Annotated in this window: 14 protein-coding genes; 10 read left to right on the top strand and 4 right to left on the bottom strand. The window is 55.7% G+C overall.

Annotated elements, in window-relative coordinates:
- Positions 1-6: 6 nt before the first annotated feature.
- On the bottom strand, positions 7-717 hold the full coding sequence (locus tag VSQ30_RS08065; protein ID WP_334463254.1) for a nitroreductase family protein: 711 nt from the start codon (positions 715-717) through the stop codon (positions 7-9).
- A 93-nt stretch (positions 718-810) separates the two neighbouring features.
- Entirely contained in the window at positions 811-1,914 is a 1,104-nt protein-coding gene (locus tag VSQ30_RS08060) for an ISAs1 family transposase (RefSeq protein ID WP_334462467.1), read from the bottom strand.
- 160 nt (positions 1,915-2,074) lie between these two features.
- Here VSQ30_RS08060 and VSQ30_RS08055 point away from each other — a divergent pair, with 160 nt between their 5' ends.
- Positions 2,075-3,130, top strand: a complete 1,056-nt coding sequence (locus VSQ30_RS08055) for a Gfo/Idh/MocA family protein (protein WP_334463252.1) — start codon at positions 2,075-2,077, stop codon at positions 3,128-3,130.
- A 78-nt stretch (positions 3,131-3,208) separates the two neighbouring features.
- Here VSQ30_RS08055 and VSQ30_RS08050 read toward each other — a convergent pair whose 3' ends face one another.
- On the bottom strand, positions 3,209-6,343 hold the full coding sequence (locus tag VSQ30_RS08050) for a UvrD-helicase domain-containing protein (RefSeq protein ID WP_334463250.1): 3,135 nt from the start codon (positions 6,341-6,343) through the stop codon (positions 3,209-3,211).
- Positions 6,344-6,507: 164 nt separating this feature from the next.
- Between VSQ30_RS08050 and VSQ30_RS08045 the strand changes: the two genes are divergently transcribed.
- The 7 genes from VSQ30_RS08045 (at position 6,508) to VSQ30_RS08015 (ending at position 11,342) form a co-directional block, all read left to right on the top strand.
- The gene (locus VSQ30_RS08045) at positions 6,508-6,678 is read left to right on the top strand and encodes a hypothetical protein (protein ID WP_160641404.1); all 171 of its coding nucleotides are present in this window, start codon (positions 6,508-6,510) and stop codon (positions 6,676-6,678) included.
- A 117-nt stretch (positions 6,679-6,795) separates the two neighbouring features.
- Entirely contained in the window at positions 6,796-6,954 is a 159-nt protein-coding gene (locus VSQ30_RS08040; protein ID WP_334463247.1) for a hypothetical protein, read from the top strand.
- Positions 6,955-6,974: 20 nt separating this feature from the next.
- Entirely contained in the window at positions 6,975-7,139 is a 165-nt protein-coding gene (locus tag VSQ30_RS08035; RefSeq protein ID WP_334463245.1) for a hypothetical protein, read from the top strand.
- 299 nt (positions 7,140-7,438) lie between these two features.
- On the top strand, positions 7,439-8,803 hold the full coding sequence (gene trkA, locus VSQ30_RS08030; RefSeq protein ID WP_334463243.1) for a Trk system potassium transporter TrkA: 1,365 nt from the start codon (positions 7,439-7,441) through the stop codon (positions 8,801-8,803).
- A 21-nt stretch (positions 8,804-8,824) separates the two neighbouring features.
- Positions 8,825-9,181 (top strand): DUF6572 domain-containing protein, encoded by a 357-nt coding sequence (locus tag VSQ30_RS08025; protein WP_160641407.1) that lies wholly within the window; start codon positions 8,825-8,827, stop codon positions 9,179-9,181.
- Positions 9,182-9,255: 74 nt separating this feature from the next.
- Complete coding sequence (locus tag VSQ30_RS08020) at positions 9,256-10,707, top strand: TrkH family potassium uptake protein (RefSeq protein WP_160641408.1); 1,452 nt, start codon at positions 9,256-9,258, stop codon at positions 10,705-10,707.
- A 26-nt stretch (positions 10,708-10,733) separates the two neighbouring features.
- On the top strand, positions 10,734-11,342 hold the full coding sequence (locus VSQ30_RS08015) for a hypothetical protein (protein WP_334463240.1): 609 nt from the start codon (positions 10,734-10,736) through the stop codon (positions 11,340-11,342).
- Positions 11,343-11,411: 69 nt separating this feature from the next.
- Here the strand turns inward: VSQ30_RS08015 and VSQ30_RS08010 are convergent, their stop codons facing one another.
- Positions 11,412-11,834 carry a metal-dependent transcriptional regulator gene (locus VSQ30_RS08010; RefSeq protein WP_334463238.1) on the bottom strand — a complete coding sequence of 141 codons (423 nt, stop codon included), beginning with the start codon at positions 11,832-11,834 and terminating at the stop codon, positions 11,412-11,414.
- A 99-nt stretch (positions 11,835-11,933) separates the two neighbouring features.
- Here VSQ30_RS08010 and VSQ30_RS08005 point away from each other — a divergent pair, with 99 nt between their 5' ends.
- On the top strand, positions 11,934-12,176 hold the full coding sequence (locus VSQ30_RS08005) for a FeoA family protein (RefSeq protein ID WP_160641411.1): 243 nt from the start codon (positions 11,934-11,936) through the stop codon (positions 12,174-12,176).
- A gap of 27 nt (positions 12,177-12,203) precedes the next feature.
- The gene (gene feoB, locus VSQ30_RS08000; RefSeq protein WP_334463236.1) at positions 12,204-14,360 is read left to right on the top strand and encodes a ferrous iron transport protein B; all 2,157 of its coding nucleotides are present in this window, start codon (positions 12,204-12,206) and stop codon (positions 14,358-14,360) included.
- Positions 14,361-14,419 lie beyond the last annotated feature (59 nt).

Below are 14,419 nucleotides of genomic sequence, written 5' to 3'. Positions count from 1 at the left end.
GGGAAATTACGGCTCGCCCATCCAGTTTTTCAAAATCTCCTTGGCGGATCGCTCCATTTCCAGGGCGAAGTCCGAGGTGTACTTCCGCTTGCAGAAAGCGGCGGCCTTCTCGTTATCATAATAGGCCAGCAGTTCTTCATCGGTAAGATCGTGATAACCGTTTTCAAAAACGATCATCTCCTTGGGGAAGCGGCTGGGCTGCTTGCGGTCTTTCTGAAGCTGGGTGGGATAGCCGAACACCAGCATGGATACCGGGGCCACATACTGGGGCAGGTTAAAAGCCTTCTGGTGGGTTTCCCACTGCTCAATAATGTCCCCGATGTAGCAGGAGCCGATGCCAAAGCTTTCCGCTGCCATGCAGGCGGCATGGGCGGCGATAACCGCGTCGTTGGTGGAGAGGATCAGGTCGCTTAAGCGGGGCTTGGGGGCCTCGCACCCGGCCTGGGCAAATTTGCGCACCCAGCGGCGGTAATCTGCCAGAAACACCAGCACCAGAGGGGCTGTGGCGATAAAGGGCTGGTGGTCGCAGCTCTCCGAGAGGAGATCCTTCAGCTTCTGGTCGGTCACGTCCAAAATGGAGTAGAGCATGGAGTTGCCGGCAGTGGGGGCGCGCATGGCTGCTGCTAGAATGGCTTCCTTTACGTCGGCGGGGATTTCCTTTTCTTCAAACTGGCGGACAGATTTCCGTTTCATCAATACGTCAATGGTCTGGTTCATAGGTGGAACCTCCCTTTTTCATAGTTTCGTCTATTGTACCACACTTGCCCGCAGGTGTAAATCAGGAAAAAAGGCGGGGCAGGGCGACAGCATTTAAGTTCCCAACAAAATGGAGAGGAAGGTATCAGGATTAAGGGAAGCGCGGAAGCGGCGTTTCTGTAGGCTTGATTTACGGAGATTAGGGTTCTGACAATTTTTACAGAGAGACAGAGCAACCTTGCGAAGGACATTCAGGTTGAGCGGTGACATATCTTTCCTTGCTCTGGAGCTATCCTCGTCAAAAATAACATCCAGACACCAATGCAGCTGGTTTTCAATAGACCAATGGCATCGTACCGCATGGGCAAAACGTGGCAGTTCGGTTAGCGAGGAGATGAAATACCGAGTATCAGTAGAAGTTTCCCTATTCCTTGTAACAGTTGTGCGAACCTCTCCCACTGACTTTAGGCCACTCCAGTCTTTCTGTTCCGGCAGCCAGGACAGGTCTGTTAATAAACGGTATTCCCGTTTTTCTATTCGGCCATGGTCTTTTTCATCTGTGCTGAACAGAGGGATTTCTTCCCGAAAGCTGTCAAAATACAGAACAACATTCTCCAGTAGTCCAGGCTGGTTCCTTTTCAGGGCAATCACATAGTCAGCTTTTTTACTGGTAATTGTTCTTACGATCTCCTTCTGGCAACTCATGGCATCCGCTGTCACGATATTGTTTTTTATCTCCAACAGCTCCAGAAGTTCCGGTACAGCAGTGATTTCATTGGACTTTTCTTCGGTAACGATCTCTCCCAAAGTGACCTGATTTTCCGCCACGAAAGCACTTACTACATGATATGCCTTGTGATTATGGTTTCCGCTTCCACAAATCGTTTTACCATCTACTGCAATTACACTGCCTTCTTTTCGGTTGTTGGCCAGCCAGTCATACAGACTTTCGGCCAGCATTTTAGGGTTCAATCGCTCGAAAATTCGCCGGAATGTGTCACTGTCTGGTATCCCATTTGGCAGTTCCAGGAAGTTCCTTAGCCATTCCTCCCGTTCCCTTCCGAAATCCTCCATATCCGAAAAATCACTGCCGTTGCATACCAGAGTACACAATCCGATTATTAAAATGTCCTCCAATTTGTGCAGTACATGGCCTCGGTCCGTTCTTCTCGGGTCCTCTACCTTTTCCAGTGCTGTTTTTAATCTTTCTATTTCCATTCCTCTATTTTACCATGTTCCGACAAAAAGTTAAATGCTGTCGCCCTGAAGGCGGCGGGGGGATTTTTTCTAAAATCCGCATTGCAAATACCGGCGCGCTAAGGTATAATCACCATAAAGCCCGAAAACGATGTGAAACTGATAAGGAGAGTGTATCATCATGAAGGTAGCTGTTATCGGCTGCGGCACCATTGCCAACGCCGCCCACATCCCGTCCTATATGAAGAACCCCGAGGCGGAAATCAAATATTTCTGCGACATCATCCCTGAGCGGGCCGAGAAAGCCGTGAAAGAGTATGGCTGCGGCACGGCCATTGTGGATTACCATGCGGCGCTGGCCGACCCGGAAATTGAAGCTGTGTCTGTCTGCACCCCCAACGACATGCACCCGGTTATCGCTATGGACGCCCTGCGGGCCGGGAAAAACGTGCTGTGCGAAAAGCCTGCCGCCCGCACTTACGCGGAAGCCCTGGAGATGCAGAAGGTACAGCACGAAACAGGGAAGGTTTTGAACATCGGCGTGGTAAACCGCTTTAACGACGGCGTAAACCGCATAAAGGAATACATTGATTCCGGCCGCCTGGGGAACATCCACCACGTCTATGTGAGCTTCCGCGCCCACCGCTCTATCCCCGGCCTGGGCGGCGCTTTCACCACCAAGGCCATTGCAGGCGGCGGCGCCCTTATCGACTGGGGCGTACACTACCTGGATATTGTTATGTACTGCTGCGGCGATCCCACTGTGCGCACTGTCACAGGCGAGGCCTTCTGCAAGCTGGGCAAGGATATGGAAAGCTATGTGTATAAAGACATGTGGGCAGGGCCTCCCAAGTATGACGGCGTGTACGACGTGGACGATTCCGTTACCGGCATGATCCGCACCTCCGGCCCTGTGATTACCTTAAACGGCGCCTGGGCGCAGAATATCGGCGCGGAAGACCGCTATATCGATTTTATGGGGGACAAGGGCGGCATCCGGCTGCAGTATGGCAAGGAGTTCACCCTGTACACCGTGGAAAACGGCGCGCTGGTGGAGTTTACCCCTCAGTATACGTCCCGGGATATGTTCCAAAATGAGATAGACGCTTTTGTGGACTGTATCAAGACAGGCAGGAAGCTGCCTTCCCACATCGACACCGTCATTGTTACGGCCCAGATGATGCAGGCCATTTACGATTCTTCCGAGCAGCATAAGGAGATTGTGCTGGGCAGCTAAATTTCAGGCTATGCCCGCTGGCATGGCAAGGGGCACACTGTAAAGGCAATTTGCTTTTCAGTGTGCCCCTTTTTTCTGTTAAAACAGGCGGAGCTGCTCGGCAGGCTTTTCCCTGAGAGGGACTTTCTCCTTTTCCAACAGTTCCGGCGGGATTTCCACCATAAAGGGCGAAGGCTCCCCGGAGGAAAGCAAGACAAGCTCCTCCCGGGCGCGGGTCATGCCCACATAAAACAGGCGGCGTTCCTCCTCGGCATCTGCCTGGCCTTTGGCGGATTCCAGGGGCAGGGTCCCCTTGTCCACTCCAGCTAGAAAGACTACGGAGAATTCCAGCCCCTTGGCCCCGTGCAAGGTGCTGAGATACACGGCCCCGGAGGCGTAAGTTTTGCCGGACTGGCGGCGCAGATCTCCCTCCTCGCCTAACAGCAGGGTGTTGAGGAAATCTTCCAGGCTGGAGGAAAAGGCCGCGACGCCTGCCAGGCGCTTTAATGCCCGGGACTTTGGCTGCCTGGCTGCCCAGCTTTCCAAAAGCTTTTCCGGCTTTTCCTTTACCCGGGGCAGATACTCTTCCGCTGCCTGCAAAAAGCCCTGCAGTGCCGGGATATCCCCCAGCCGCCCTTTCAAAGGCTCTATGCTCCCCTGCCCGGTTTCCCCGCAGCAGGCGGCGGCTGTTTCCCGGTGGTAAGCAGGGCAGCCCCACAAAAGCTCCAGGCAGGATTTTAAAGCGCCCGCATCTGTAAAGTCCAGCAGGAACCGGAAAAAGGCGGCTGTGCCCAGCACCTCCTTTTCCTGCAGGGAATCGTCCCGGCCCCCGATTACGCAGGGGATGTCCTCCCGGCGCAGGCAGCGTTCCAAGGCCTCAAGCTGGCGGCGGGTGCGGCACAGCACCGCAATTTCAGAAAAAGCATAGAAGGCTTCCCGCTGGCGCGCCCCCAGCATGTCCATGCCCCCTGTCATGGCGGCAATTTCCTTGGCGCAGAATATCCCCTGGGAAAACTCGTCCTCTCCTTTGCACCACCGCACAAGGGGGCCTTTAGGGGCTTCGCTTGCAAGGACGCGCGGCCCGCCGGGGTTATGGGAGATGACTTCCAGGGCGCTCTGCAGGATTTCCGGGGTGGAGCGGTAGTTTCGCACAAGGCGTATTTCCCGCAGGCCGGGCCTGTCCTCCTTTAGCTGCTGGAAGCACCTGCCTGCCGCGCCCCGGAAGCCATAGATGGACTGATCCGGATCCCCGATGACAAAAAGGCTTTTCCCCTTTTCCGCCCAATGCAGGGCCAGCCGGTATTGCAGGCTGTTGCAGTCCTGGAACTCGTCTATAAGCAGATGGGTAAGGCTTTTGGGGGCTGGCGGGTCAAGGGCCAGGGCCTGTAAAAGGAGATCGTCAAAGTCCAGCCGCCCCTCCAGCAGGATGCGGTACTCCTCCAGCAAACTCTCCTCCACTGCCGTTTCCTTTGGCCCCATGCCGTTTTTCCGCCGGGAAACCTCCTCTAAAAACCGCCCGGGCGTGACACGAAGCCCCCGGCCCTCTAAAAGCTTTTCCGCAAGGGAAAGGGCCTCGCTTCCGCTTACCAGCCCGGGCTTTCCCAACTGCTGCCAGCACACACTGTGGAAAGTGCCAATGGTCATGCCGGAAACAGCCCGCCTGCCTCCCAGCTTTGACGCGAGCCTGTCCCGCAATTCCCCAGCGGCCTGGTTTGTAAAGGTGACTGCCGTAATCTCCCGGGGCTTTGCCCCCGTTTGGGCGAGCAGGAATTCCACCCTGTCCGCAAGGGTTTTAGTCTTTCCGCTTCCCGGTCCGGCTATCACCGCCACTACTGGCTCCACAGCGCAGGCAGCGGCCTGCTGCTCCGGGTTTGGTATGGCGGATTGGGGAAGCAGAGGCTTTTCCGCGGCTTTCACCTGGGGCTTTTTCCCGGCTTTTTTCTTTTGGCCAGGCTTTTTTCCAGCGCTATACAGGGCAAACAGGCTGGTCTGCCCCTCAAGGGCCTCTATTTCCGCTGGGGTCAGCAGAATCACAGCGCCAAACTGCCCGTCAAACCCAGCTTTGCGCTCCACCCGGCCCTGGCGCAGGCGGCCGATTCCCTCTGCCACAGCAGGCCCTGCCACCTGGCTGATGTCGGAAAGAGGGCTTTCCCGCAGGATGGAAAACTCCGGGCCAAGCTCTGCTATCATGTGTTCGTAACAGGCCCGCACCTTTTTGCTGCCCTCCGAATACCCGCAGCAGGCTCCTATCACCTCCGGCAGGGGCGCTAAGCTTTCAAAGGGCTTGGCCTTTACAGGCCGGAAGCCTTCTTCCCTGTCTGCCAGTTCTTCCACCCGGTGCTCCACCCCGATGGTCAGCTTTTTCCCGCAAACCGGGCAGCGTCCCCCCAGGGCCTCCGTTTCGGCGGGAGAAAGCACCACGCCGCAGTTCCTGTGGCCGTCCAGGTGGTATTTCCCCTCCTCTGGGAAAAATTCCAGGGTGCCCCCAAAGCCTTCTCCCGTCTCAATGGCCTGTTTCAGCGCAGGGTAGGACAGCTCCGTATCCAGCAGGTTCCCTTCCCGTCCCAGCTTCTGGGGGGAATGGGCATCTGAATTGGAAACCAGGGTGTAGCCGTCCAGTTGGGAAACCCGCCAGTTCATAGGAGGATCCGAGGAAAGCCCTGTTTCCAGGGCATGAATTTCCCCGGACATATCCCCAAAACATTCCTCTATGGTGTTAAAGCCGGAAAAAGCCCCGAAAAGGGAAAAATGGGGCGTCCAGATATGGGCGGGAATGAACATGGCCTGGGGGCAGGCCTCCAGGGTGATTTCCAGCAAATCCCGGCAGTCCAGGCCTAGGATGGGCCTGCCGTCGGAGTGAAGGTTGCCGATGGCCTCCAGGCGGGCGGAAAGCCGGCGGGCACTGTCGAAATCGGGCAGGAGGATAACCGAATGCACCTTGCGCACCCTGCCGTCCTTCTTGTAGATGGAACTGATTTCCCCGGAAATCACAAAGCGCACAGCCGCCTCAGGCCCGCCTGGAAGCTGGTGCTCCATCTTTAACGCATAAAGCCCTTCCTCCGCAGGCACAAGCTGATCCTCCAGCTCCCTGCGCCATGCCGGGTGGGTGAAGTCTCCTGTGCCCAGCAGGGCAATCCCTTTTTTCCTGGCCCAGAGATCCAGGTGAGGCCCGTCGCAGTCCCGGCTGGTGGCCCGGGCGTACCGGGAATGGATGTGCAGATCAGCAATGTACATGGAGAACCCCCCTTTTTGTGTAAATCCGTGTGCTTTACACAATTGGCTGTTTCATACTTTTGCGGATAATTTATTATAGCATACCAAGCCAGGCTTGCAAGCCTTTTCTGCATAACACGCCCTTTTTGCGCCCATTCTATAGTATCAGAAAGGAGCGTGCAAAGATGGAAGAAAACCGGACAGCCCTCTCGCCACTGGCAGAAGCGCAGTATCTGGCGCTGGAATATATGCGCCAAAAAGCGCTGACAGATGACGCCCCCGCTGATATTGCCCGGGAGTACAGTACCCTGCGGCAGCAGCTATATGCAGCCTTAAGCGGCAGCGTCTCCCAATAATACGGCAGAAAAGGATCCCGGGCAGCCTGGGATCCTTTTCTTGTAATGCCGATGTCCTTTACAGGCAGGCTTTTGACAGCGCAAATTGCAGCAGGGCCTTGCTTTTTCATGCTTCCTGTGGCAAAATTAAGAAAAACAGCCTGCCATGGCAGGGTGGAAATCAAGGAAGATATTGCGGAGGGCAGGAGGGTATTTATGAAAATCCTGAAAGAGTTTAAAGAGTTCATCTCCAAGGGCAATGTGCTGGATACGGCGCGTTTATTGCTGCTGTCATAAACTTCCTGCTTATTGCCCTGGTGCTGTTTTTGGTTATCAAGGCTATCAACCGGCTGCGCAATTTGAAAAAAGCCGAACCGGATAAGCCAGCCCCTGCGGTGAAGGCCTGCCCTTACTGCAAAAGCGAAATTGCCCTGGAAGCTTCCCGCTGCCCCCACTGCACTTCTGTGCTGGAGGAGGGATAAGCATATAATCTTTTCATTCCAAAGCTGCTGATTTGGGCAAAAAAGAAAAAATTCTGCGCTTTTCAAAAACCTATTGCGCCTTTTTGTTCTTTGTGGTAGGATAGGCAAGGTAGGGACAGGCCTGCGGCACGTACCAAGTAATGATACATTCCAAAAGGGCTGTTGATGCAGCCCTTTTTTCTGGCACTGCCTCTTTTTATTCTGTAAAGGAAACTCTCTTTACAGAGCGGATGAAAAATCATGGGAGAAAGGAATGGCGCAGGGCGCGGGAAAGCCCTGTACCCAATGGCGGTTTCTTTATGAGAATTGTGATTGTGGGCGATGGCAAGGTGGGTTCCGCTCTTGCTGTACAGCTCTCCAAGGAAAATCACGATATTGTCATCATTGACAGCAATAAAATGGTGTTGCAGGAATCGGAGCAGTCTTTGGATGTGAACGTGGTATACGGCAACGGAGCGGCTTTGAAGGTGCAGAAGCAGGCTAATGTGGACGCAAGCGATCTGCTTATTGCCGCCACTTCCGCCGATGAGATCAACCTGCTGTGCTGTATTCTGGCGCGGAAGCTGGGCTGTGCCCACACTATCGCCCGGGTGCGCAACCCCGACTATTTTGGCCAGCTTTTCCTTTTGCAGGAGGAATTTGGCCTGAACATGGCCATCAATCCGGAACGGGCCACCGCAAACGAAATTTCCCGCCTGCTGCAGTTCCCCTCCTTTTTGAAGCGGGAGGCTTTTGCAAGAGGCCGGGTGGAGATTGTAGAGCTGGTGCTTAAAAGTGACAGCGTTTTAAACGGCGCGCGGCTGCTGGATCTGTACAAAATTGTGAAGGTAAAGGTGCTGGTGTGCGCGGTAAAGCGCGGCTCCCAGGTGGTTATCCCGGACGGCAATTTCACCCTGCTGGAAGGCGACAGGCTTTATGTTACGGCCTCCACCAGCGACCTGGCAAGGCTTATCCGCAGCCTGGGCATTGCCCAGAAAAAGGTGCGGGACGTGCTGATTATAGGCGGCAGCCGCATTGCCTTTTATCTGGCGGAAGATCTCATTAAGGCCGGCGTCAACGTAAAACTGATTGAAATCGACGAGAACCGCTGCATAGAGCTTGCGGAAAACCTGCCTAAGGCCACCATCCTCCACGCAGACGGCTCTGACCGTTTTGTGCTGGATTCCGAGGGACTGGCCCAGACAGACGCGGTGGTTACCCTGACGGATTTTGACGAGCAGAACCTTATCATTTCCATGTATGCCAATTTCCTGGGCACCTACAAGGTTATCACCAAAATCAACCGTACAGAATTCAGCGAGGTTTTAAACGAAAAGGGAATTGACTGCGTGGTAAGCCCCAAGGACTTGTGCTGCAACGACATTGCCCGGTATGTGCGTGCCATGGGAAACCGCAAGGGCGGTTCTGTGCAGGCCCTGCACCGGCTGGTGGAGGATCAGGTGGAGGCCCTGGAGTTTACCGCCACCAAGCAGCTCCCCCATCTGGGAGAACCCCTTTACCAGGTGGCATTAAAGCCCGGCACCCTGATTGCCAGCATCACCCGCCGGGGCAAGGTCATCATCCCCAGCGGCGGCGACTGCATTGAGCCTCATGACAACGTGGTGGTTATTTCTCCCGCAGAGCGGGGCATTGCAGATTTGAGCGATATTTTTATTGACGATTGATATTTTGCGGAAAGGAACGGTATGGGGCATGAATCCCCTGCCGCATGGCGGTTTTTTATGGTGGAAAATCCACGGCACATTGACATCCTGGGCGCGCGCAAGGACGGGGGCGCGGATCTGGTTATGGTTTCCCCTGATCCTCTGGACGAAACGCCGGAAGGCCAGACCCTGCTGCTGGACAAGGTGGAAACCTACTTGAAATATATCCGTACCCCGGATTTCCGCGGGCAGTGCCCTGCCGCCACGCCGGAAAACACCCATGTTGTCCTGCTGGTGCGGGAGGAGCCTTCCCCCTTTATGCAGGAGCTGCTGCAAAAAATTGCGGCATGGGTGGCGGACAACCATGCCCGATTTTTCGTGCGCATTGAAAAGGAATAAGTTTTTCCGGCTTTCATCATCTCAAATCAGGAAAGGAGCGCCCCGGATACGGCCTGGGGCCTGTGCCTGCTGCTATGAATCACAGAATGATCCTGCGCTTAATCTGCTATATCCTGCGCGTGGAAGCAGTGTGCCTGCTGCCGTCTATCGGCATATCCCTCTATAAAGGGGAACATGCGGCCCTTTTCGGGCTTATCCTCTCCACCGCCCTGGCGGGCGGCCTCAGCCTGAGCACCTACCTGTTCCGTCCCCGCAGCCGGGAAATAGGCGCCAGGGAAGGCTTCCTCAGCGTGGGCCTCTGCTGGATAGCTGTGTCTGCCCTGGGCGCCCTCCCCTTCTTTCTCAGCGGCGCTATCCCCCATTTTATCGACGCCTTTTTTGAGACGATTTCCGGCTTCACCACCACCGGCGCCAGCATTCTCACCGATGTGGAGGCCATGCCCATGGGCCTGCTCTATTGGCGCAGCTTTACCCACTGGCTGGGCGGCATGGGGGTGCTGGTGTTCCTGTTAGCCGTAGTGCCCATGGGAAAGGGGAAAAATTCCCTGCTGTACGTAATGCGGGCGGAAAGCCCCGGCCCCCAGGTGGACAAGCTGGTACCCAAGCTGCAAAACAGCGCTAAAATATTATATGCCATTTATATCGCCTTGACCCTTATCCAGACTATACTGCTGCTGATAGGCGGCATGCCCTTTTTCGACAGCATCACCACAGCTTTCGGTACGGCGGGCACCGGCGGCTTTGGCATCAAAGGGGACAGCCTTGCCGGGTACAGCCATTATCTGCAGGGGGTCTGCACCGTTTTCATGGCGCTGTTCGGGATAAATTTCAGCGTGTTCTATCTGCTGCTCTTACGGCAGTTTTCCCGGGTGCTCCACAACCAGGAGCTGTGGACGTATTTGGGCGTTATGATAGGCTCTGCCGGGCTTATTGCCTGGAATATCCTGCCCCAGTTTGGCGGCAATGTATGGGAAGCCCTGCACCACGCGGCCTTCCAGGTTTCCTCTATTATGACTACCACTGGCTTTGCCACTGTGGATTTTAACCAATGGCCCACCCTTTCCAAAACCCTTTTGGTGGTGTTGATGGTGCTGGGGGCCTGCGCCGGATCTACTGGCGGCGGTATCAAGGTGGCCCGGGCTGTGGTGCTTACAAAAGCAGGGCACCGGAACATCAAGCGGATGCTGCGGCCCAGGTCTGTTGCCCAGGTGCATATAGACGGGCAGCTTGCCAGCGAGGACATGATTCAGAATGCCTACAGCTATCTTTCCGCTTACTGCGCCATTATCCTTTTGTCTATGCTGCTGATTGCCAGAGACGGCTTCTCCCTGGAAACAAACATAACCGCCGTATTGGCCTGCCTGAACAATATCGGGCCGGGCCTTGACATGGTTGGCCCCACAGGGAATTTCTCCCATTTTTCCGGTTTCAGCAAGCTGGTGCTTTCCTTTGACATGCTGGTGGGCCGGCTGGAAATCTTCCCCATGCTCCTTTTGTTTGTGCCCTCGGCCTGGCGGAAAAGCTGAAAAGCGGGATTTGGAGTGATTGGCTGATGAACAAAACAATCGCAAAGGCGGGGGCTTTTATCGTAACGGTTTCCGTGCTGCTGTTTGCCCTCTGTATGTTTATTCCCTTTGCCTTTGGAAGCTATTTTGTGTGTATGCTGCTGCCTATCGGATACATCATGGCGGCCGCCGGCTTTTGCAAGGAAAGCGATGAAAAGCATAAGGTGGCGGCTCTTGCTGGAATGGCCTTTGCCGTGTTGTATGCTGGCTTCATCTTCCTGGTATATTTTGCCCAGACTACATCTGTCCGGCTGGACGGGCTTAACGAGCAGGCCATAAGGATCCTCGATTTTTCAAGGGGCGGGCTGATTTTCAATTATGACCTGCTTGGATATGGCATGATGGCGCTTTCGACTTTCTTTCTGGGGCTTACGATAGAGGCAAAGACAAAAGCGGACAAATGGTTACAGGTTTTGATGCTGGTTCATGGAATTTTCTTTTTCTCCTGTTTTATACTGCCCATGACAGGCATGTTCCGCTCTATGGCGGACGGGGAGAACAGCCTGGGCGGCGTTATAGCGCTGGAATTCTGGTGCGCTTATTTTACCCCCATCGGCATTTTATCTTTTATCCATTTTAGGAGAAGCAATTTGTAGGAACCGCCATACAGAAGCACACAGCATAGCGCGTAAGACAAGCCATAACGGCCTGTCTTACGCTTTTTTCTATTTGGAGAGGGGTTCCAGCCCCTCTAAAAATTTTTCTATATTTGCCACAGTGCGGGGCGACAGGAAGTGCTCGATTTTTTCCACCTCTTCCAGCTCGCTTTCTGTCTGGTTAATGGTACACAGAAGCCTGCCCACCACCTGGTGCCTGTGTACCAGATAGGCCCCCATGCGCCTGCCCCATTCCGTCAGGGTGATGTAACCGTATTTGGGAAACTCAATCAGCCCCTGGCCCCGGAGGTTTGCCGCCATTTTGGAGGCGGAGGGCGGCTTTACGTGCAGGGCCTGGGCCAGGGCTGTGATGCGCACATAGCCCTCCTCCCCCATGCGGTATATCATCTCCAGATAGTCTTCCATGGACGCGGTAAGCTGCCCATGCTCCAGCAGCGTATACCCTTTCATGGTGTAAAACCCTTCCTGCATCCCGGCTCCTCCCGTCACAAGTTTTTCTCTCAGGAATATAGTAGTGGAGAGAAAGAATTTTGCCTTTCCCTAACAAATTATTCAGGAGTGACTGTATATATGAAACCATTCAGCAATCTTTCCAGCCTGCTGCCAGGGCAGTCGGCTGCCGTGACGGAGCTGTCCGCCCAAGGCCCTATGCGACGCCGCCTGCAGGATATCGGCCTTGTACATGGCACAGTTGTAAAATGCCTGGGGGCAAGCCCTTTGGGCGACCCTTCTGCCTATTTAATCCGGGGGGCTGTTATCGCCCTGCGCAGCCAGGACGCCGCCGGGGTTCTGCTGGACGGGCCGGCGGTTTGACGCCAAAGAAAGGAGCGTGGCAGAACTATGGGGCTTTCTAAGGACTCCACCGGAGCGCGTGCCGCCGGGAGCGAACTGGTTATTGAGAAAAAAGAGCCGGGAGATCTGGTGCTGGCACTGGCGGGAAATCCCAACGTGGGCAAAAGCACTGTGTTTAACGCTTTAACTGGAATGCATCAGCATACAGGCAACTGGCCTGGAAAAACTGTGACCAATGCCCAGGGATATGTAAACCGCCAAAATCAGGGGTATGTTCTGGTGGACTTACCTGGATGCTACTCCCTGCTGGCCCATTCCGCCGAGGAAGAAGTGGCCCGGGACTTCCTCTGCTTCGGCGGCGCGGACGCTGCTGTGGTGGTGTGCGACGCCACCTGCTTGGAGCGGAATTTAAACCTGGTGCTACAGGCCATGGAGATCACCCCCCGGGTGGTGGTGTGCGTGAACCTTTTGGACGAGGCGGAGCGCAAGGGCGTGAAGGTTCATCTGGAGAAGCTTTCAGAGCTTTTAGGCGTGCCGGTGGTGGGCGCCTCTGCCCGCAGCGGCACAGGCCTGGAAAAGCTTTTAGAGGAGGCGGGAAAAAGCGCCCAGGGGCTGTCTCCTGAGGCTGGCAGCGCCCCCATCCCCTATTCCCCCTTTACCGAGGAGGCTGTGGCAAAGCTGCAGCCTGTTGTAGAGGGCTTGTGCGGGGGGCGGGTCAATGCCCGATGGCTGGCCCTGAAGCTGCTGGACAGCAGCGACACAAGCCTGGACCTTGCTATGGAGAAAAACCTGGGCCTGCGCCTGCGGGCACAGCCGGAGGTGCGGGAAATCCTGGAGGCCTTAGAAAAGCAGTGGGAAAAGGAAGGCCTTACCCCGGAGCGGCTGCGGGACGACATTGCCTCCGGGGCCGTGGGCAAGGCAGAGGAGATTGCCCGGCAGGCGGTTTCCTTTGGGCAAAACGGCTACAGCGAACGGGACAGGAAATGGGATCGGCTTTTAACAGGCAAGGCCACAGGGTTCCCGCTTATGCTGCTTTTGCTGCTGGGGATTTTCTGGCTTACCATCACCGGGGCAAACTACCCCTCCCAGCTTCTCAGCACGGCCCTCTTCTGGCTGGGCGACCGCTTAGGGGATCTGTGCGCCCTGTGCCAGCTTCCCCCCTTTCTCACTGGGCTGCTGGTTGACGGCATGTACCGCACCCTTGCCTGGGTGGTTTCCGTAATGCTGCCGCCCATGGCGATTTTCTTCCCCCTCTTTACCCTGCTGGAGGATTTGGGGTATCTGCCCCGGGTGGCCTTTAACCTGGACAAATGCTTTCAGGCCTGCGGGGCCTGCGGGAAGCAGTCCCTCACCACTGCCATGGGATTTGGCTGCAACGCCGCCGGCGTGGTGGGGTGCCGCATTATCGACTCCCCCCGGGAACGGCTGATTGCCATGCTCACCAACAATTTCGTCCCCTGCAACGGCAGGCTGCCCATGCTTATTGCCCTTATCACCATGTTTTTTGCCGGGGCTGCGGGAGGCTTTGGCGGCTCCCTGCTTTCTGCCCTGCTGCTTTTGTGCGTCATCCTTTTGGGGCTGTCCATGACACTGGCTGTTTCCAAATTCCTCTCCAAAACCCTGCTGAAAGGCGTGCCCTCCTCCTTCACCCTGGAGCTGCCCCCCTACCGCCGCCCGCAAATCGGCAAGGTCATTGTCCGCTCTGTGTTCGACCGCACCTTGTTCGTGCTGGGCAGGGCGGCAGCGGTGGCGGCCCCGGCAGGGCTTGTCATCTGGCTTTTAGCCAACATCACCCTGGGAGACGCCACCCTCCTGGCCCACTGCGCCAGGTTTTTAGATCCCTTTGCAAGGCTTTTCGGCCTGGACGGCGTGATACTTTTAGCCTTCATCCTGGGCCTGCCGGCAAATGAAATCGTTATCCCCCTTATCATCATGGCCTACACCAGCGGCGGGGCTTTGATGGAGCTGAGCGACCTGGCAGCCCTTCATGCCCTGCTGGCAGATAACGGCTGGACATGGGTGACAGCCCTGTGTACCATGCTGTTCGGGTTGATGCACTGGCCCTGCTCCACCACCTGCATGACCATCAAAAAAGAGAGCGGAAGCCTGAAATGGACGGCTGTGGCCTTCCTGCTGCCCACAGCCTGCGGGCTGGGCCTGTGCTTTATAACAGCCTGTGCCGCAAGGCTTTTGGGGCTTGCGTGAAGAACCTAAAAGCGGGTTTGAAAATCCTGCACGCTGCATTTTTCAAAAAACATGGCATA

Origin of the sequence: Acutalibacter sp. JLR.KK004 (assembly GCF_036941085.1) — a bacterium.
GTDB lineage: Bacteria > Bacillota > Clostridia > Oscillospirales > Acutalibacteraceae > Acutalibacter.
The sequence above is the reverse complement of the archived record's forward strand: the minus strand, read 5'-3'. Positions and strand labels throughout refer to the sequence as shown.